10 protein-coding genes are annotated in these 20,449 nt (G+C 40.0%); 7 read left to right on the top strand and 3 right to left on the bottom strand.

Annotation, left to right across the window (positions count from 1 at the left end; all coding sequences use genetic code 11):
• The first annotated feature begins 330 nt into the window (after nucleotides 1-330).
• The gene (locus tag PX700_RS05590; protein WP_479520116.1) at nucleotides 331-1,932 is read left to right on the top strand and encodes an isocitrate lyase; all 1,602 of its coding nucleotides are present in this window, start codon (nucleotides 331-333) and stop codon (nucleotides 1,930-1,932) included.
• Between the two features lie 725 nt (nucleotides 1,933-2,657).
• On the opposite strand, the gene PX700_RS05585 is transcribed toward PX700_RS05590, so the two are convergent.
• The 3 genes from PX700_RS05585 to PX700_RS05575 all read right to left on the bottom strand — a co-directional run bounded on the left by PX700_RS05585 (nucleotide 2,658) and on the right by PX700_RS05575 (nucleotide 7,588).
• The gene (locus PX700_RS05585; RefSeq protein WP_479520115.1) at nucleotides 2,658-4,682 is read right to left on the bottom strand and encodes a S9 family peptidase; all 2,025 of its coding nucleotides are present in this window, start codon (nucleotides 4,680-4,682) and stop codon (nucleotides 2,658-2,660) included.
• A 127-nt stretch (nucleotides 4,683-4,809) separates the two neighbouring features.
• Complete coding sequence (locus tag PX700_RS05580; protein ID WP_479520114.1) at nucleotides 4,810-6,120, bottom strand: lysine N(6)-hydroxylase/L-ornithine N(5)-oxygenase family protein; 1,311 nt, start codon at nucleotides 6,118-6,120, stop codon at nucleotides 4,810-4,812.
• Between the two features lie 130 nt (nucleotides 6,121-6,250).
• Nucleotides 6,251-7,588, bottom strand: coding sequence for a salicylate synthase (locus PX700_RS05575; protein WP_479520113.1), 1,338 nt, complete (start codon nucleotides 7,586-7,588; stop codon nucleotides 6,251-6,253).
• A 130-nt stretch (nucleotides 7,589-7,718) separates the two neighbouring features.
• On the opposite strand from PX700_RS05575, the gene PX700_RS05570 reads away from it, so the two are divergent.
• Genes PX700_RS05570 through PX700_RS05545 form a run of 6 tightly spaced genes read left to right on the top strand, consistent with a single transcriptional unit; the run spans nucleotide 7,719 to nucleotide 20,397 of the window.
• The gene (locus PX700_RS05570; RefSeq protein WP_479520112.1) at nucleotides 7,719-13,925 is read left to right on the top strand and encodes an amino acid adenylation domain-containing protein; all 6,207 of its coding nucleotides are present in this window, start codon (nucleotides 7,719-7,721) and stop codon (nucleotides 13,923-13,925) included.
• The gene (locus PX700_RS05565; protein WP_197119019.1) at nucleotides 13,918-14,130 is read left to right on the top strand and encodes an MbtH family protein; all 213 of its coding nucleotides are present in this window, start codon (nucleotides 13,918-13,920) and stop codon (nucleotides 14,128-14,130) included. The genes PX700_RS05570 and PX700_RS05565 overlap by 8 nt, the downstream gene beginning before the upstream one ends.
• Before the next feature lies 1 nt (nucleotide 14,131).
• Complete coding sequence (locus PX700_RS05560; protein ID WP_479520111.1) at nucleotides 14,132-15,802, top strand: amino acid adenylation domain-containing protein; 1,671 nt, start codon at nucleotides 14,132-14,134, stop codon at nucleotides 15,800-15,802.
• Nucleotides 15,803-15,840: 38 nt separating this feature from the next.
• On the top strand, nucleotides 15,841-17,877 hold the full coding sequence (locus PX700_RS05555) for a condensation domain-containing protein (protein WP_479520110.1): 2,037 nt from the start codon (nucleotides 15,841-15,843) through the stop codon (nucleotides 17,875-17,877).
• Complete coding sequence (locus PX700_RS05550) at nucleotides 17,874-19,601, top strand: (2,3-dihydroxybenzoyl)adenylate synthase (protein ID WP_479520109.1); 1,728 nt, start codon at nucleotides 17,874-17,876, stop codon at nucleotides 19,599-19,601. The genes PX700_RS05555 and PX700_RS05550 overlap by 4 nt, the downstream gene beginning before the upstream one ends.
• Nucleotides 19,585-20,397 (top strand): class I SAM-dependent methyltransferase, encoded by an 813-nt coding sequence (locus PX700_RS05545; protein ID WP_479520108.1) that lies wholly within the window; start codon nucleotides 19,585-19,587, stop codon nucleotides 20,395-20,397. The genes PX700_RS05550 and PX700_RS05545 overlap by 17 nt, the downstream gene beginning before the upstream one ends.
• Nucleotides 20,398-20,449 lie beyond the last annotated feature (52 nt).

Genomic DNA, 20,449 nt, shown 5'->3' with positions numbered 1-20,449 from the left:
TGTTGAGTGCTTTTTAGCCATTCACGAAATGTATAGCCGCAATAATAACTATAAATTTACTAAATCTAAAAAATGAGCCTAATGTTGAATCAAGCGAAACGGAGCACACACTCCTAGCCACTCTCACAACATTAAAATAATTTATACCAATCTGCTTATATATGGGGTCTATTTAACGTTAAGAAAATTACGCTAGAGCTAGGCAAAAATTTTTGTATCTAGTTATTCTAAATAAAAAATTTTTAACGACGTTATAGTGCAATTTAATTCGTTAAATTGATCAAAGATTTATGCAGGTTGGTATTACACACTCGTTCGAAGGATTTTATTATGACAACATATCAACGCGAAACAGACACTCTTTCTACTCTTTGCCAATCTCAAGGCAGCCCATGGAAAGCTATTAACCCTGAATACGCAAGCCGTATGCGTAAGCAAAATCGTTTCCGCACAGGAATTGAAATTGCGCAATACACAGCAGACGTAATGCGTGAAGATATGGCAGCATATGACTCAGATACAAGCCAGTACACACAATCTTTAGGATGTTGGCATGGTTTTACTGCACAACAAATGATGATGGCTATTAAGCGCCATCAAAAAACAACTAAACGCAGCTATGTGTACTTAAGTGGCTGGATGGTTGCAGCGCTTCGCTCTGCATTTGGCCCGCTGCCAGATCAAAGCATGCACGAAAAAACATCGGTACCTGCGCTAATTGAAGAAATTTACACATTTTTAAAGCAAGCTGATGCACGTGAACTAGACCACTTGTTTAACGACCTAGATGAAGCAAAAGCGAATGGCGGTGACGTTCAAGCGGTTATTGATAAAATAGACAACTTTGAAACCCATGTTGTGCCAATTATTGCTGATATTGACGCTGGCTTTGGTAACGAAGAAGCAACTTACTTACTGGCTAAAAAAATGATTGAAGCCGGTGCGTGTGCCATTCAAATAGAAAACCAAGTGTCTGACGCTAAACAATGTGGTCACCAAGCGGGTAAAGTTACAGTACCGCACGAAGACTTTTTAGCAAAAATTAATGCAGTACGTTACGCCTTTTTAGAACTCGGTATTGATAACGGTATTATTGTGGCACGTACAGATTCATTAGGCGCCAGCCTTACTCAAAAAGTACCTGTGTCGCAAACACCAGGTGACTTAGCAAGCCAGTACAACGCATTTTTAGAAACCACCCCAATTAACGGTGTTGATGACTTAAATGAAGGCGACACAGCAATGAAAATTAATGGCCAGTTATGTAAACCAACTCGCCTAGATAACGGTTTATTCCAATTCCGCGAAGGCACAGAAAAAGACCGCGTAGTACTAGATTGTATTACAAGCTTGCAGTCGGGCGCTGATTTACTGTGGATTGAAACAGAAAAACCACATGTTAAACAAATCGCAGAGCTGGTAAATCGTGTAAAAGAACACGTGCCAAATGCAAAACTGGTATACAACAATTCGCCTTCGTTTAACTGGACGCTTAAATTCCGTGAGCAAGTGTACCAAGAGTGGCAAGAAGCTGGCCGTGACTTAAGTGCTTACCCAAGCCTTGGCGACAATAAAGGCCTTATGGCTCCAGAAATGGATGCAACAGAGCTTGCGCAAGCAGCCGATTTACTAGTACAAAACTTCCAACGCGATGGCGCACGTGAAGCGGGTATTTTCCATCACTTAATTACTCTGCCTACGTACCATACAGCTGCGCTAAGCACTGATATTTTATCGGAAGGTTACTTTGGCGACATGGGTATGCTGGCGTACGTACGTGATGTACAACGCCAAGAGATTCGTCGTGAGCAGGCATCTGTTAAGCATCAAGATTTAGCGGGTTCTAACATGGGCGATACACACAAAGAATACTTCTCTGGTGATAACGCGCTGAAAGCCGGTGGTGAAGATAACACCATGAACCAATTTTAATTCCTAACTAGATAGTGTTACTCAAGGGCCAATAGGCCCTTTTTTATTGTTTTAATTTTTAGATCAGATTTTAACTAACTAACCTGAGCTCTGGTTAAGAGATTTACTAACGTATTGAATCATGGCGATATTTAAATTTATTTTCTCTAGCCAGAGATTTTCAGTGAAAACAAGGCGAATTTACGCGTCAATAGCTGGCCTATTGCAAGTAAATTCAACGCAGTTAGCGCTGAAAATAGCTGCTCGAGATAGATTTATTATCCAGAGTTCAGGTTAATTAAATCATGTTGGATCACGATTTAACTACCTGAGTAAATTTACAGATCAGAGTTTAACTAACCTTTCATAAAACGGCATATTTGGGGTGATTTTGCTGTAAAAAGCGTTTACAACAACTTTAAAGGGCGGATAAGTGACTGATTTTTGCTTTAATAGACAAACAGAGGGAATTTATAAACCGATTTTTTACTAACTTCTCGTTGCTATAAAACAAAATTTTACTAACTGAGAGGGTATAAACAGTGACTCAAACCGATTTTTTACCAACTCAAGTTACAAAAAATGCTATAAACCGAAATTTTACTAACTGAAGTTTTAGCTAAGTCCGATATTTAATTGTCACAGAAGTGTAAAGGGGGTTTACAGTTTGAATACTATAGCGGTAAATATAAAAGCCACTTATTTGAAGTGGCTTTTATTTGAGCTATAAATTTATTATCCAGAGTTTATTTAGTGTGTTTATCAAACCACCATTGAATATAAGCAACTTTAGTCATCAAGTTTGATGGGCGAGCTGTAATACCATGTGAAGCATTAGGTATACGGACCATTGCTGTATCAACACCTTGTAGTTTTAATGCTTGATAAAACTGCTCAGTTTCTGATATTGGTGTACGGTAGTCAGATTCTCCAGTAAGCAGCATGGTTGGTGTGGTTACATTACCAACGTAACTAATAGGTGAGCGTTTCATGTAATGCTCAATATGATCCCATGGTTTACCCGGAAACCAGTAATCAGCAAAAAATGGATAAAAGTCAGCAGTTAGTACAAAGCTGATCCAATTAATAACAGGTTTAGCGACTACAGCGGCAGCAAAGCGATCGGTATGACCTACAATCCACGCTGTTAATACGCCGCCGCCTGAGCCTCCAGTTACAAACAGCTTAGACTCATCAATAAAGCCTTTCGCTATTAGCGCATCAACGCCCGTCATTAAGTCGTCAAAGTCGTTACTTGGGTAATTGTGATGAATAGTTTGTGCAAACTCTTTACCGTATGAATCACTACCGCGTGGATTCATGTATAAGACGATATTTCCCTTTGCTGCAAACAGTTGAATTTCGGCGCTAAAATGCGGGCCATAATTAGCGACAGGGCCGCCGTGTATTTCTAGTATTAGCGGATACTTTTTACTGCTATCAAAACCTGGTGGGTAAGCAATCCAACCTTGAATTGCTAGCTCATCGTGGCTTGATTTAATCCAAATTTCTTCTACTTTAGCCAAAGCTTTGTCGGCCAGAGCATCACTATTAAGGGTAGTTAAGCGCTGCGCTTTACCGCGTTTAATGGTTGCTATGTCAGCAGGGCGCTGAGTATCGGCAAGGGTAAAGGCTACTTCGCCATCTTCGCTTACATCAAAGTCACCACCAGAATAAGGGCGACCAAATGCAACGCTGCCAATTTGAGTTGTTATTACTTTATGCTTACCGCTGCGTGGTTGGTAGGCGAGGGCGGTTTGGCCTTTATCTGCGTAACTAAAGTAAATCCCTTTTGAGTTTGCACTCCATTTAATTTGCCCTACGCTACGGTCAAAATTTGGCGTTAAACTAGTTGTGTTACCTGTTTTTAAATCACGAATATAAAGTTGAGCATTTTCGTAATTAGTGCGTATATCGTCATAACCTGTGTACGCTAAGTAACGGCCATCGGGCGATACTTTAGGTTGTTCATCAGGGCCATCTCGGTTAGTAATTTCGGTTATAGTTTGCGAGGCCAAATCAAGTTTATAAATTTCATTATTTGTGAATTTTAGCTGGTTGTTTTTATGCCTGTTCGCAGAAAAATAAAGTGATTTACCATCGTTACTAAAGCTTACATCGCCTGCGTTATCAAACTCATCATGAGTAAGTTGTTTAGCATTCCCCCCGTTAGCATCTATAGCAAATAATTGGCTAAAGCCTTTTTGTGTATAACCAACACCGTCTGAACGGTAATAAACATCGTCAATAAACTTAGCTGGTTCTGCCCACGTTGCCCCTTTAGGTTTGCCCGGTAAGCTTACTGGCGCTGAAGCAGCACTTGGAATAAACATGCTAAATATTAATTGGCTAGAATCAGGGCTCCACGTAATTGCACGCGGGCTATTCGTTAGATTACTAATTTTTGCCATAGCGCCTGTTTTAAGCCACTTAATATATATTTGGCTGCTGCCATCACGAGTCGATATAAACGCAAGGCGCTGACCATCAGGAGAAAGAACTGGCGAGTAATCCATGTGCACGCCAGAAGTTAACGGCTGCATTTGCTTGGTTTTGTAATCAACAGACCAAATATTACCAACTTTACGATCTGTTTTTATATCCATGCGGTTACGCACAAAATAAACCGTTTTACCGTCTTCGGTTATATCTATCTGATTCGCATATTCAAGGTCGAATACGTTTTCAAGTTGTAGCGTTTGCTCTGTTTGACTCGTAAAACCCGAAAAACTGACTGTTGCCAAAAGCGCAAAAGGGGCAATAAACTTCATTTTTATTCCTTGTTATTAAACAGTATCACATTTGTTATAAGGCAATAATGATTGAAAATAAACCCGATTGCGATGAATGCACATTACTTAGATAATGACTTATTTGAGTAATATGCATTTCAAGGGATTAAGCTAAAGCAACTGCTTGCTGAGCCTGTTCTTGCAACTCTGCCTGTAATGAGTGTGCTATTTCTGCTGATCTCACTGAAAGTATTGAGAGTAAAGTGTCGCTTAAACCATGGGATGATTCTGAACGTCCTTGCAAAAATAACGATGGAAGAAAACGCTCGTCCGTTTTAACTTGATAATTTCGATCAATATCAATGTTTCCTAAATAGGCTTTAATAGGTTCTAACATAGGTGCCATTTTAGGTCGTTGATACCCTGTAGCTAAAATTACTAAATCGTAATTATTCGTGGCATGCTGATTTGATTTTCTATCAAGTATAGACAGCGTTATTTTTCCATTTTTTTCAGATGCTTCAGTAACTTCACTGTTAGGGCAATATGTATGTTGCTCCATCATGGCAACTTTTTGTTGATAAAAAATATTATATATTTGCTCAATCATCGATGAGTCAACAGCTGAATAATTAGCGTACTTATATTCTTTTAATAGCTCCTCTCTTTCTTGCTGCGTTTTACTGAATATAGAGTCTGTTGATGATGGGTTAAAAATTTCATTCACATAGGGACTTGAATCTGCTGGCTTCATCGAATTACCACGCATAATTAAATCAACTTTTGCGTGCGGATAATTATCATTAATATCAATAAAAGCTTCCGCAGCACTTTGCCCACCACCGATTATAGCAATGCGTAAGTCTTTTGTTTTTGCTGGAATAAGTTTAGCCATTTTTGATAGGTAGTGAGTATGATGAAATACAATCGGGGTTTGTTTTAGCGGTTGAAAAACTTCCGGTATTAAAGGGGTTCCGCCAGTGCCCATAACAAGTGATTTAGTAAAACGGATCTTACTTGTACCACCTGTATCTGCGGTTGTCACTTTGAGTAATTTTACTTTTTGATTATCCATAACCGGCTCAATAGAGGTAACCTCTTCGCCGTATTGACATTGAGAAGAAAAATGACCCGCAACCCAGCGCAGATAGTCATTAAATTCTAGCCTGCTTGGGTAGAAAGTACTTAAATTTATGAAGTCCACTAAACGATTATGTGAATGTAAATAATTTAAGAATGAGTAAGGGCTGGTTGGATTTCTCAATGTGACAAGATCTTTCAAAAATGAGACTTGTAGCCCACTTTGGTTAGTAATAGTATCACCATGCCATTGATATTCTGGCTGTTTATCAATAAATAAGGTATTTAGTGTGGTGGAATTGCTTTTAATTTCCTCTAAGGCAATCGCCAAAGCTATATTTGATGGGCCAAATCCGACACCAATGATATCGTATGTAGGTATTAGTGGCTGTGCCATGCTTAAACTCCTCGTTTAAAACAACTTTTATCTGCTACATAAATTTACTTTTTTTTATAAAAATGTGTAGCAGTAGGTATTAGCTGAATAAGGATTCATTAAGTATCCTTATTTAATGAATTACGTTAATTTAGCTTGTTTTTTCAACAACCCAAGGTGAAATGCTTGCTAGTTTTTCACTGGTTTCGGTGAGTTCTCTTTCTGGTGTTGAATCAAGTACAATTCCGGCTCCAGCCTGTAACCAGTGCTGATCGCCTTTACTCATAACACTGCGTAAAACTAATGCTGCGTCAATAACGCCTGTGTGATCTAGTTTTAAAATTGCGCCTGCATAAAGCCCTCTGCTACTGCCTTCGTGTCGTCGTATTTCTGAAAAAGCAGCCAGCTTTTGAATACCAGATGCTGTAACAGCAGGGAATAGGCTTTCGAATGCATGCCAAGCGTTATATTCTGTTTTTAGAGTGCCACAGACTCTCGAAGCTAAATGTTGCACAGAACCTCGCTTTTTTTGAACCATGAACTGTGGTACATGTACAGATTCTGGTTCACAAACTTCATTCATTTCGTCAACTGAAAGTCTCACAGATATTGCGTGTTCGTGGGTTTCTTTTGGATCTTTTAGTAACTCATCAAATATTTTTTGATCTGTTTCTGGATTACCTTCTAATCGTCGAGTACCCGCTAACGGCTCTGTTGTAACTTTACGGTTTTCATCAACTGAAAGTACAATTTCAGGACTAAACCCGGTGATTTTCCAACCAGCTAAATTCATTGTAAATGAACGAGCCGGTGTGTTCATTGAACGTCCTTGAAGCCAAGTCGCAGTGTAATCGGGAGAAAAATGTAGGGGAACCTTACGCGAGAGTATGACTTTTTCTAGTAAACCATTTTTGATATTGGCGACAGACTTTTTGACTGCATTTTTATAATTAATATTGTCTGGTATTTCGACATTTTTGTAAGGAACGTGTGCTCGTACAACTGCATTTTCTAGTATTAAGCGTACTTTTTGCTCAAGTTCACTGGATTTAGATTTAATGAGTGTTGGTTTTTTCCCTAGGGATACCGTTATTTTTGGCTCACAAATAAATAATAACGCTTCTTGGCCTGCTTTTTCTTCTTCGGTTAATAGTTTTGGTGATTTCAGGGCATACGCGAATTCAAAACTAGACCATCCACATGCTTGCCATTCACCATCCCAAGTATTTAATTCTTGCTGTAGGACTTGGCAGAGGTTTTCGTTGTTAACTTGGCGCTGAGTTTTTCCTGCAGAGGTATTAGATTCAATGTGAGTTGCAAATACTGTTATAGATCGAACAATACTCCCTGCAAACCAACATTCACCGTTATCTTCGTAAATTAAATACTCTTTAAATATACCACAGTCGGCTAGAGCGGCTGCTCGTGCGAAGATTAAATTTTGCTCATCGCTTTGGGTTGTGCCTTCATTGGAAAAATTAGTTTTCATAATATCTTATGCTCCTTTTCAAAATACATTTTTTATACACACGGGATTAATTTTCAATCAATGTGTTGCAATAATAACTACAGTAAATAATAATGCAAATTATTATTATTTATATTTTAGGGTCTGTTTTATGGATAATGCACTTAGGCTAAAGCTTGCGAGAAAATTGGCGGCAACTCGAAAAATAATCATGCCGAATAATAATGTGGACTCTTTATCGACATTAAATCAAAGCTTTACAGTTTCAAAAGCAAAAAATGAGACCAGTTATGTACTTTCTAATGCGCAAGAAAGAATGTGGTTACTTAATCAACTCGATCCACTTTCGTCTGCTTACAATGTTTGTGTCTTGTGGCAATTTAAGGGTTGTTTAGATGCGCGAGTTTTACAGCAAAGTTGTTTTGAATTAGTGAGCAGGCACAGTATTTTTCGAACTTCCTATTATGCAGACCCTATTGTTGGTGCTCGACAAAAAGTGCTTGATGAGTTTCCTTTGCAATGGTGTGAATATGATTTACAAGATTTAGATCAGCAGACGCGAGAAGTACGTCTTAAAGAAATAGCACAACATGCAAGTACAGAACCTTTCGATCTTGCAACTAAGAGTACACTTCGACTTGCTCTCGTAAAAATGACCGACAGTCATCACACTTTAGTTATGGTAGGGCAACATATTGTTTGGGACGGGGCGTCATTTGGTATTTTTTCCAATGAATTATCAACATACTATAGGCTAATTAAGAGCGGCGAATTTAAACAACGCGCTCCGTTACCCATCCAGTATTTAGATTTTGCTCAATGGCATCGTGAAAAATGGCAACAAGATTCCGAACAAAGCAAAGAGCAGGTTGCGTTCTGGCAAAAGCAGCTTACACCGCTACCTGAGCCTATTGATTTTCCAACTGATTTTCCTCGGGGAGTGAGACAAAATGAAAATGGTGGCTGGCACAGTGATAATCTTGATAAAGCAACAACACAAAACCTACTTACGTTAGCACGAGAAGAACAAGTTACAACTTTTGAAGCCATTATTGCGGTGATTGCTTTATTAATGACTCGGCTTTCTAGGGCCTCGGAAGTGACGATAGGGACAGTGGCTTCGCATCGTAATCTACCTGAGCTGAGTGACCTGATAGGTAATTTTGGTAATGTTATTCCACTGCGGATTAAGGTTGATAATAAACTTTGTTTTCGTGAACTGATCCGTGATTGTGCGACACAATGTCGTGCTGCTTTTTCACATGCAGATTTACCCTTTGAATTATTACTTGAAAAATTACAAATAAAACGAGGGGAATCGCAAAACCCATTATTAGACACTATGGTGACTTTCTTAAGCCATGGGATGTCTCCACCGGTAATCGATGACTTAGATGTACATTGGGAAAAGTATTTTAATGGTACAACGCAAACAGATCTCTCTTTTGACGCATTATTAAAAGATAACTGCCTTCAGTTTCAAGCCACTTGGCGTGCTTCATTATATAGACCAAAAACCATACCAAATCATTTAAAACGGCTGCTACAGTTACTTAAACACTGTGTCCAAGAACCAGATATAGCACTAGCTAACATTACCACTGTATTACCCGATGAAAATCAATTAATAAAATGGGGTCAACGCGATGCATTTTTAAGCCCAGTAACAACGCTCGTTGCTTGGTTTGAGAGTACCGTGGGTAAATACCCAAATCGAACTGCCGTTGAGTTAGTTGGCAGTGAAACGATAAAGAGTGTTTTGCAAAAACAAAACGTCCTGCATGACCTCAGCTTTTTAACGCTCAATGCAAGAGCAAATAGAGTCGCAAGGTGGCTAGTATCGCAAGGGATTGGGCCAGAGGATCGGGTTGCCATAATAATGCCTCGTCAGTTGGAATGGTTCGTTGTGATGCTTGGTACACTTAAGGCTGGTGCCGCTATTGTACCTATAGATCCAAATTATCCAGAGGATTACATTAACCGAGTACTTACATTGGCGGCGCCAAATATAGTAATTAATAACGGTGATACACATTCATTTGAATCAGCTAAAGCGACTGAATTACAAACTAAAACAGTCAGTTTGTTAGTTATTGAGAATGAAGCATTAAGTGTAAAAAATAGTGATCTTAATCTTACAAACGAAGAGAGATGCCGGCCATTGCGCTCATCTCATCCAGCCTGTATTACGTTTACATCAGGCTCAACAGGGCAGCCAAAAGGTGTTGTTGTAAAACATGCTTCGCTGGTTAACCTTATTGCTAGTCATAAACACGATCTCTATAGCGAAGCTTCTGCGCTTGTAGAACATAATCAGCTAAAAGTTGGCCATGCTTGGTCTTTGGCTTTTGATGCCTCATGGCAACCCACACTGTGGATGTTTGAAGGCCATAAAGTCTATTTATTTGATGCAAATACGATGCAAGACGCGGTCACTCTTGCCAAAGAGATAATGCTTAAAAAAATGGATTTTATTGAGTTAACTCCCAGTATGCTAGATGAAGTATTACCGTGGTTACAGTCAGGACTTACAGATACCAATGGGCAATTTATTGAACCTCACACACCTGCAATATTGGGTTTTGGTGGTGAATCGGTAAAACAAGAGCTTTGGCAACGTATAAAGAGCCTGCCTGGTACGTTGGGCTTTAATTTATATGGCCCGACAGAGGCAACAGTGGATGCAATGATTGCTAAAACCAATGCCGCTGAAAAGCCGGTAATAGGTGAGCCAGTTGCAGGAGGGCAAGTTTATGTTTTAGATAGTTGCTTGCAATTAGCGCCTTTAGGGGTGCCTGGTGAGCTTGCAATTGCTGGTGCTGGATTAGCAAGAGGATACCTTGATCGTAGTGATTTAACAGCAAGCAAGTTTATTGCTAATCCTTTTTCTGAACAAGGTGAAAGACTTTACCTAAGTGGTGATAGAGTAAAATGGACAACTCAAGGAAATATTAAATACATTGGCCGTATAGACGAGCAAGTAAAAATTAGAGGTTTTCGTGTTGAGCCGCTCGAAGTTGAGTCAACCATTGAGCTGTTAATTAAATGTCCTTGCGCTGTGATTGCCAGAGCGGTTACTCAAAGTGCGATGGAGTTAATTTGTTATATTGAAAATGAAATAGAGCAACTAAGCGATAATCAAGAGGCTAATTTAAACTTAATAGCCCGCTTTCGCTATGTATGTGAGCAAGCTCTACCTCCTCACTTAGTCCCCAAGTATTTTGTAATTAATAAAAAACTACCTAAATTACCTAATGGAAAAATTAATCGTAAAGCGCTGTCGATACCTGATGATTTAGGTGTTATTGCCAAAAGAGCCCCTCGCAATGAACTGGAGAAAAAGCTATGTAGTTTAGTGTGTGACGTTTTAGGGATTGAGACAATAGGCATTGACGATGGATTTTTTGCAGTGGGTGGCGATAGTATTTCAGTTGTAAAATTAGTCAGTCGCGCTCGTCGAGAAGGGATCCACCTTACTCCTCGTCAAGTATTTAATGCAAAATGCATTGCGAATTTGGTTAAAGAATTACACGAAGTTGATCCCCCCGGAGACAGTCAAAATAGTAAAACGGTTAGCCACGATAGTAATGATAAAGGTCAGCTTACTTCAACTTTATTAATGCAGCGCTACCTTAGTGCAGCGACGCCGCTTGATCGATTTGCACAACTAGCAAGTGTAGTAGTGCCTGAAAGTATGACGGCTGGTGAACTAAAAGAGCTTGTGTATACTTTACTTAATCGCCATGGGTTGTTGCGAGCTCAATTAGTGCAATCGGGTACGGGGGAGTTATCCCTAAATGTTCCAGTTGAAAATGCCCAAACTATTTATTGTGAGCAAACTTATCAACAGTGTGATGATAATAAGTATAGAGTGTATTCTGAAAATACTGATTTACCCACTTTAGAAAACTCAGGTGTATTATCAGCAGCTGAGTTGGCAAAACAACTATGCAGTAATTTAAGTCCTAAAAACGGTGTTATGGTTGCCGTATTGTTAGTTAAAGAAAATGAAAATAATAACCAAAGGGCTTGGTTTGCCATAAACCATTTAGTCATAGATGCCTCATCATGGCATATTTTGGCTGAAGACCTTGCGATTGTCCGAAATCAGCAAGTGAGTAATGAAAAACTTGAATTACCTCCCGTACCAACATCATGGCGTAGTTGGTCCAATCATATAAATAAATTAAGCCAGCAGTATATACCTGCGCAAAATTCAACCAATTTGGGAACGTTGGCAAGTGCTCATACATTAACTTGGAGCTTGGAACCTTATAATAAAATATGTCCAGCATTAACTATCGCTCGTAGGTTAGGCCTTCCACTGGCTAGTTTATTACCTGCAATAAGTTGCTTAGCTGCTATTACATCAAAATTAAAACCAGCGCTAGATAATCGCTGCCCTACCTTGGTACTAGAGCGGCATGGTCGAGAAGCTCAGGAACCAACACAAGATTTAAGCAGGACCATTGGCTGGTTTGCCCGTGAAGTTTATGTGGCTCTCAATAGTGATGTTTTAAAGACTAAATCGGACGAAATGTCGAGCCAGTTGATAGAAACAGTGTTGCGCAAATGGTGTGGTCAAATTATTCAGCAAGACTCTCCTTTTGTATCATCAAGTGGTGTCGCGCCTGCTCAACAAGGTGTAAATGGATGGTTAGTCGGTTTTAATTTTCTTGGTGATTTAAATTTATCCTCCAATTCAGGTTTATGGTCAGTAACTCCGCTTCTTGAGCAGCTCACTGAAGCTTGCTCCGATCACTGGCCGTTACTAAATTCTTTAGATTTAACAGCCTACTACTGTCAACAAAAAGGGATAAAAACTCTTCACTTTAATGCGATAGCACCTAGTAGCGAATTGCACCATAGTGATCTACTACGATTTAAAGCTGAGTTAAATAAGCTTTTTCATCAACTACACGACTGTTTTATTGAAGAACAACAACAGCTACAAGCGCAAGGTCTTGTTGATAGTAATAATTTGACAATTAAGCCAGCTACGCCACTGCAAGTTGAAATGCTTCGCCACTGTCATGGACTAGCAGATCCATGGACAACACAAATGGAAATAACTCTTTCTAATCAACACACCCCAGAAATATCTGAAAGTGCTTTAAAAGCAGGGGCTGCGGATCTTCTGCGCCGTCATGACGCGCTAAGATCAGGCTTTTTTGTGAAAACATTTTCTACTTTTACTGCCGATATACTCGAGCCTGTATGGGAAACTTTAGATTTACGTGGTGAACCAAGTGAGCAATATGAAGCATTGTTAGCGCAACATCGCACAGCATGTTACCAATATCGCTTTGAATTTGATGCTCCGCCACTCATGCGATTTTTATCTATACGTATAAGTGATACTCAGTGGCTAATTTTGATTCATTGTCATCACTTACTGCTGGATGGTTGGTCAGCCCCTCGAATTTTGCAAGAGTGGCTTGGAGGGATGAGTGCTGAAGCAACTTTAGCTTATCCAAATTTACATTGGGGTCAATATCTTGATTGGTTACAAAAACAAGATCCGACAATAGCTTGTCAATATTGGAATAAAGCGCTGAATGGTTTCAAAGCCCCTTCATTATTATGCCCGACAAGACAACAACGACTTCCTTCACAAGAATTATCTAGTGTGCTTTGTACTGCTGTAAATGCAGATGTTAAAGCATTAGCTGCAAAGATTAATGTATCTACGGCCATGCTATTTCAATTGGCATGGGCTAAAACAGTGGGTAATGCACTTAATCAGGACGATGTCGTATTTGGTTTATTTGACTCTGGTCGTGCAGCGTCGTTAGCAGGTATTGAAACGCTTGTTGGATTGGTTACTCAGTTAGTACCAATACGGATTAAGACCGGCTCTTTGAGTAGTCCAATTGCGTTGTTGCAGCAGTTGCAAACGGAACAATTTGAATGGCAAGCGTTAGCTCCGGTTAGGTTGGATAATTTGGAGGCGACTCATCGTTTTGGTGAATTTTTTGATACTTTATTAGTTATTGAAAATGCCCTTGATGCGGATACACAAACCGCAGAGCCAATTAAACAAGTCAATTCATCTCAAGGACTTACATTACCAGTTGCATTGGCAGGATTAAAGGATGTTAAGTGGCAAGATTCGGTTGGCCAAGCCGCTGCTTTATTTATCTACCCAGGTGCAACAACCAAGATCCGTTTGAGCTTTGACCCGCATGCAGTGGGCAAAAAACGTAGCGCTCAGCTATTAACTGATTTTGAGTTCTATTTGCAAGCACTTGTCGATAGTTGTAACAAATTCAGTCATGAAGCCGCAAATTCTGCGCAACTTAATAACAGCGAATTAAACCCCCTATCAACAGTCTCTTTGGAGTTAAATCATGAGTGAAAATATTTTCGATGATGAATCAATGGCATTTGTAGTCCTTATCAATCATGAAAAACAGTATTCGTTATGGCCTGAAGTATTAACTATTCCTTCTGGTTGGGAGCCTGTTTTTGGCCCTCAAACACGTGATACTTGTTTGAGTTGGCTAAATGATAATTGGACAGATTTACGTCCTAAATCACTCATAGAGATGGATGGAAATTAATATGGAGCAGATTAACAAAGGGATGCCAGCAGGTACAGCATGCCTGTATCAATCCTTTGCTGAACAAGCCGTTATGCACCCTAATCGCATCGCTGTTAGTGATGAACATAGCTCCTTGACATATAAAGCGCTTAAACAAAAAGCGGAGTTGGCATCACATCGACTTTATGCAAGTGGTGTTCGTACAGGAAACTGCGTGGCTTTAATATTGCCTAGAAACTGTGAGCAAATTATTCACGTGTTAGCAATATTGCAACTTGGAGCGTGCTATGTGCCGATTGATCCCGACTACCCCAAAGAAAGGATCGATTGGATAATTGCTTGTAGTCAGCCTAGCGCAATTGTTACTCAGCGAGAGTTGAGCATGACGCTTTGGGGTAACGATTCACTTACTAAAGCTATGAGTCATTTGTTGTTTGTCGAGGACCAATTTAACTTTGTTCCAGATGAGCACGAGAAACCTGTTTACAGAGCCGCAGGTGCTTTCGCTTATATTATTTTTACTTCAGGGTCGACGGGAAACCCTAAGGGAGTTGTTGTAGGGCATCAGCAAGTTCTGGCCTTAATTAATGCGGCAATGCCTTTATTAGATGCAACACATACTGATGTTTGGGCTTTGTTTCATTCACTGGCTTTTGATTTTTCAGTGTGGGAAGTGTGGGGAGCCTTGACCACAGGAGCCAAGCTAACGATTATTCCAAAAAGTGTAATTTGGTCACCAGACGCCTTAGTACAATATTTGAGAGCAGAAAAGGTCACTATTCTTAATCAAACGCCTTCAGCATTTTATGCCTTAATTGACGCAGAAAGTAAGGCTCTAAAAATGAGTGAGCAACCACTATGCTTGCGCAAAGTGGTCTTTGGTGGTGAAGCACTTAATTTGGATAAAGTAAAAAAATGGTGGCAGCTTTACCCTTGCGAAACATTGCAATTGATAAACATGTACGGGATCACAGAGACAACGGTGCACGTAACATGGCTAACACTAAGTGATTCACTTTGTGGCACTGAAAATAGTCCAATAGGTGAAGGGCTATCTAGTTTGGAGGTGCTTTTACTTGATGAAAATTTAGAAAAAGTGGCTGATGGTGAAATTGGTGAAATTTATGTAGCAGGAGATCAAGTGGCATTCGGTTACATCAATCGCCCTGATCTAACCGCGATGCGATTTGTTGCCAGTCCTTTTCATACAGGGAAGCGGATGTATCGTTCGGGTGACTTAGCGAAGCAACTTGATGGTCAACTCTTTTATTTTGGTCGTGCAGACAGGCAATTGAAAGTAAGAGGATTTCGTATTGAGCCGAGTGAAATAGAAGTTGTTTTAGAATCACATGCAAAGATACAAAGAGCAGCCGTGATAGCAAAACCATGCCTCGACAGTGGTTTATCAGATGGCTTAATTGCTATTTTAATCGCGACAGAGGAATCATTTACCGCACAACCAATAGCAACATTGAGAAATTATCTATCTCAGCATCTCCCTGTTCACTATTTACCTTCAGACTTTTTATTTGTTAAAAAATTCCCGCTAACAGTAAACGGAAAACTGGATGAAAAAGCGTTACTTATGCAGTGGCAAGCAAATCAAAAAAGTACTTCTTCTTTGCATCAACAGCGGCTAGAGCTGCTGCGTTTGAAGCAACAAGACATCCTCGCCAAGTCAACAACATGATTTGGTAAAGACAAACATTAAGAATGGAAACTACCCAAATGAATAAAAATAGTAATTCAGCCTCGCTATTAGAAGATGTACTTGCTGTCGTTAGTAATACGTTAAATTTACAGCCAGGTGCTGTATCAGCAGAATGTAACCTAATTGAAGCAGGACTTGATTCGATCACATTAATGAACTTAGTGTCAACTTGGCGAGCGGCTGGTTATGATATTAACTTTGCAGATTTAGCTAAAAAACCATTTGTGGGGGCATGGGTTGAGTATCTTAGGGTATCGGCTGCCAGCCTCGCTGATAATGCACAAGACACTATCTTTGGGATCCCAAAAATAAAAATTGGGAAACTTCCTCATGCGCCTTTTTCACTTGCGCCTATGCAGTATGCCTATTGGTTAGGACGTGATGTTAATCAACCGCTTGGGGGGGTATCAGCGCATCTGTATTGTGAATTTGAGTTGTCGGCAATCAATGATAAGTCACAGCCATTAGATTTAGCCCGTTTGACGCTAGCAATAGAAAAACTTGTTCAACGTCATAGCTCGTTGCGTTTACAGGTATGTTCCAGTGGACAGCAAATACATAATCCAAGTAATAATACAGTGCATGTCATCTTTAATGATTTACGGGATAAACCTACTGATGTTGCGCAGCAGTTACTAGAGCAGTACCGCTCGACCTATTCATCACAAATGTTAGATATTGAGTCAGGAGAAGTATTTGCGGTTGCTTTAAGCTTATTAGAAAATGGTAACAGTCGCCTGCATTTAGACATTGATATGATAGCTGCAGACGCCGTTAGTTATCGCACGCTACTGCGTGATCTTGCACTGTTATACGATGATCCTGATGTAGAACTTGCTGATTTAGCAATGAGTTATAAAGATTGCCGAATGGCCATTGAGCATAATTGGGAGTCAATAAAAGAAAGCTCAGGGATGTGGTGGCAAACACAGCTAGCTTCTTTACCCAATGGCCCATTACTACCTTTAAAAGCAGCTTCATCGCAGCATCCTATTACAACACGACGCCATTTTAATATTGATCCGCAGCGTAAAGCACAATTATATGCGCAATGTCGTCAGTATGGATTAACCCCATCAGTGGTGTTAGCAACCGTGCTGGCAGAAACCCTAGCTGGATGGAGTAAAGATCCGCGTTTTATTCTTAATGTTCCTTTATTTCAACGTCCACTCGCAGGCCCTAATATTAAAGAGGTGGTAGGCGACTTTAGTAGTTCAATACTCCTCGATGTTGATACTGGCCCGACTGCAACTTTTGTGACACGAGCGCGTGATGTTCAATCTAGTATGCACGAGGGAGCAGCGCGCGCAGACTACGGTGGAGTTCATGTTTTAAGAGATTTAGGGCGTGCACGTGGGCAGCAAGTAACAGCGCCTGTTGTATTTACAAGCGCATTAAATTTAGGTGAGTTATTTGATGCAAATGTGCGCCGAGTATTTGGGGATCCTATTTGGATTATTTCTCAAGGGCCACAGGTATTACTTGATGCGCAAGTAACTGAACTTGATGGTGGTATTTTAATTAATTGGGATTGTCGAGAGGATGCTTTTGTTGATGGTGTGCTCGATGCAATGTTTGATTTTTTCAGTAATACCGTAGTGAACCTCGTCACTGAGCCAGATTATTGGGATACGCATATTGGTGATACGTTACCCAAAAATAGAGTCGTTGCTGAGACTCAAGAGCCAGTAATTACTAAAAATGTAGAACATGATGAAACCTCGTTAAGTATGCCAATAGTTCGTGTGGTAGCTTCTGTTTGGCATGAAGTGATCGGGGGGGATGGTAGTAATATTCATCAAAACTTATTTGCTGCGGGTGGGGATTCTGTTTTAGCAAGTTCGTTAATCGCGCAAATTAGGGAAATCTTCGGATCCAATTCGATAGACATGAAAAGCTTATTTAGTTCACCTTCTATTGCAGGCATTGCCGCTTCAATTACTGACTCGAGCGATGCTGAAGAAGTATTACAAATTGCTCAAGTGTATTGTGAAATCTTAGATTTAGATGATGACGCACTCAGTGCTGAATTGGAAATGGAGGGGGCACTGTGACTGAGTTTGTGCCTACCGAAGCCGGGTTATATGCTTGGCCAGAAGAAATAAGCAGAAAATATAAAGAGCAAGGGGTGTGGGGAAATGAAAACTTTGCAAATTGGTTAACTGCAAAACTTAAGCAATATGCTGATGTTATTTTGCTCAGCGGCCCCGACCTTCAATCTGGTGAATGGCAACAGATGACAGGCCAAGAAATAAGCGCTGTTGTGAATAATATAGTAGAGCATTGCCACAGTATTGGTCTTGGGCGAGGTGATAAAGTGGTGATGCAAATGGGTAATAATAATGCATTTGTATTAACCTTTTTCGCTTTACTCCAGCTAGGCGTTATTCCTGTTATGGCGTTACCTGGGCATGGACAACGTGAAATTTTGCATTTTGTGAAATTAACACAAGCACGTGCTTGGTTTGTTAGTGAACAATCGATTAGTTTCGATTGTCATGCATTTGCCAATGAGCTACTTAATACAGTCCCAACACTTAAACATGTTGTTGTAGATGGCCTAGATTTAAAACCGCATCCGTCAATATTATCTTTACTAGAGTTTACTAAGGAAACTGAAGCTCAAATGACAGCACCTGAGTTTCCTGGTCTCGCAGCGGATCCTGCTGAAATGGCTTTATTATTATGCTCAGGCGGTACAACAGGAATACCGAAGTTAATTCCAAGAACACATAGAGATTACCTCTACAATATAAAAGCCAGCGCTAAGCTTTGTGAATTGAGTTCACAAGACCGCTATCTTGTTGCATTACCAGCGGCGCATAATTTTCCATTAGCTTGCCCAGGTATTTTAGGTGCGATTGAAGTGGGAGCAGGTGTAGTTATGTGTCCAGTGCCGAGTCCTGAAATTGCATTTGAGTATATTGAAAAAGCAGGGGTTACGGTGACAGCGTTAGTGCCGACTTTAGTGAAAACTTGGCTTAATTATGCTGCATTAGTAACACCTCCAGCGGCTTGTCTTGATTTATTACAAGTTGGCGGTGCTAAACTTGATGAAGCTACAGCTCGCAGAATCGGTAATGAACTTAATTGTAATTTACAACAAGTGTTTGGCATGGCTGAAGGACTTCTTAATTTCACTCGTAATTCAGATCCTAGTGTTTTAAAACTCAAGACTCAAGGACGTCCATTATCTGATTTGGATGAAGTTAGGGTGGTGGACGAACAAGGCCAGGATGTTGCAAAGGGAAAGTGTGGCGAGCTGTTGACTAGAGGTCCATATACAATCCGTGGTTATTATAAAGACGAGCAGGCCAATCAAAAATCATTTACTACTGAAGGTTATTACCGTACTGGGGATCAGGTAAGGCGGCTAAGCAGTGGTCACCTTATTGTTGAAGGCCGAATCCAAGAGGTTCTTCGCCGAGGTGGAGAGACTATTTCGGTTGAAACATTAGAAGCTCATTTAGCCTGCCATCATGGCATAAAAGATGTTGCTGTTGTGGGACTACCTTGCGAACAACTCGGTGAACGAACATGCGCAGTTATCGTTTCGCAAGACCCAAATTCGCCTAAGTTAGCACTCAAAGACGTAAGGCAATACCTAGCGGCACAAGGTGTTGCACGCTATATGTTGCCAGATACAGTGGCGTATGTTGAACATATCCCATTAACCGTTATAGGTAAAATTGCTCGTAAAAAATTATCAGAAAAAATTAATTTTGATCTTAATAAACAACAAATCAAGGAATACAAACAATATGACTCAAATAAATGATACACAACTACCATTAGAAGATGCACCACAATGGCTGGCTGATGAATATGAGCAAGCTAATGATGGCCAATTTCTAGAGGCCTTACAGGCACTTAAAAAAACAGATTTATATAAAAATAATATTGCTGGCCTTGCTGCTGACATTGGTTGTGGTAGTGGTCGCTTAGCTGCTGAACTTGCGCATAGGGGGTGGAGTGTTGACGCTACTGATGTTTCAAAATCAATGATAAGTAAAACTATTGAGCGATGTAATGATTTGCCTGTTAATGCGAATGTGTGTGATGCGAAGCAATTAGTATTAAAGCCAAATATATATGATTTGGTGACTAGTTTTTGGATGCTTCATTGGCTAAAAGATGCAACTCATACGCTTGAACAAATGGCAGCAGCGGTAAAACCAGGTGGATGTATTGCTATACAGTGGAGCTGCAGTCAGCCAAACACAGAGGGATTTTTATTAAGGGATACATTACAGGAAGTATTTATGAGTCCCAAATGGAAGGACAGATTGAAAGATGCCCCTTTAGCTATGTTTCAACATTCTCTTGAAGATGTTTCAGCATTTTTTTTACACAAAGGATTTGAAGTGGTTTCTATTCGCGAGAATATCAATGTTGCAGGAGGGGAAAACCCCGAAAGTCTAAAAAATGCATTACGAGCTGCCGCTTTTGCAGCTCAAACTGTTGTACTCGGTGATGATGTTGATCAGTTTATTGATGAATGTTTAACACTGCTATTTTCAAGAAATGCGATGAATGTGGCTAATAGTGAGTTGATAGTGCGTTTAAAGTATTAGTTATTACTGGGAGTTTGTTGTTTAACTTGTTGATGAAACAAACTACCTTAAT

Source organism: Pseudoalteromonas sp. TP27 (assembly GCF_056470645.1).
The sequence above is the reverse complement of the archived record's forward strand: the minus strand, read 5'-3'. Positions and strand labels throughout refer to the sequence as shown.

What these genes read in the sequence shown, in the direction of transcription:
- PX700_RS05590 (WP_479520116.1), top strand. Translation starts at nt 331, where the DNA reads ATGACAACATATCAACGCGAAACAGACACTCTTTCTACTCTTTGCCAA.
- PX700_RS05585 (WP_479520115.1), bottom strand. Translation starts at nt 4,682, where the DNA reads ATGAAGTTTATTGCCCCTTTTGCGCTTTTGGCAACAGTCAGTTTTTCG.
- PX700_RS05580 (WP_479520114.1), bottom strand. Translation starts at nt 6,120, where the DNA reads ATGGCACAGCCACTAATACCTACATACGATATCATTGGTGTCGGATTT.
- PX700_RS05575 (WP_479520113.1), bottom strand. Translation starts at nt 7,588, where the DNA reads ATGAAAACTAATTTTTCCAATGAAGGCACAACCCAAAGCGATGAGCAA.
- PX700_RS05570 (WP_479520112.1), top strand. Translation starts at nt 7,719, where the DNA reads ATGGATAATGCACTTAGGCTAAAGCTTGCGAGAAAATTGGCGGCAACT.
- PX700_RS05565 (WP_197119019.1), top strand. Translation starts at nt 13,918, where the DNA reads ATGAGTGAAAATATTTTCGATGATGAATCAATGGCATTTGTAGTCCTT.
- PX700_RS05560 (WP_479520111.1), top strand. Translation starts at nt 14,132, where the DNA reads ATGGAGCAGATTAACAAAGGGATGCCAGCAGGTACAGCATGCCTGTAT.
- PX700_RS05555 (WP_479520110.1), top strand. Translation starts at nt 15,841, where the DNA reads ATGAATAAAAATAGTAATTCAGCCTCGCTATTAGAAGATGTACTTGCT.
- PX700_RS05545 (WP_479520108.1), top strand. Translation starts at nt 19,585, where the DNA reads ATGACTCAAATAAATGATACACAACTACCATTAGAAGATGCACCACAA.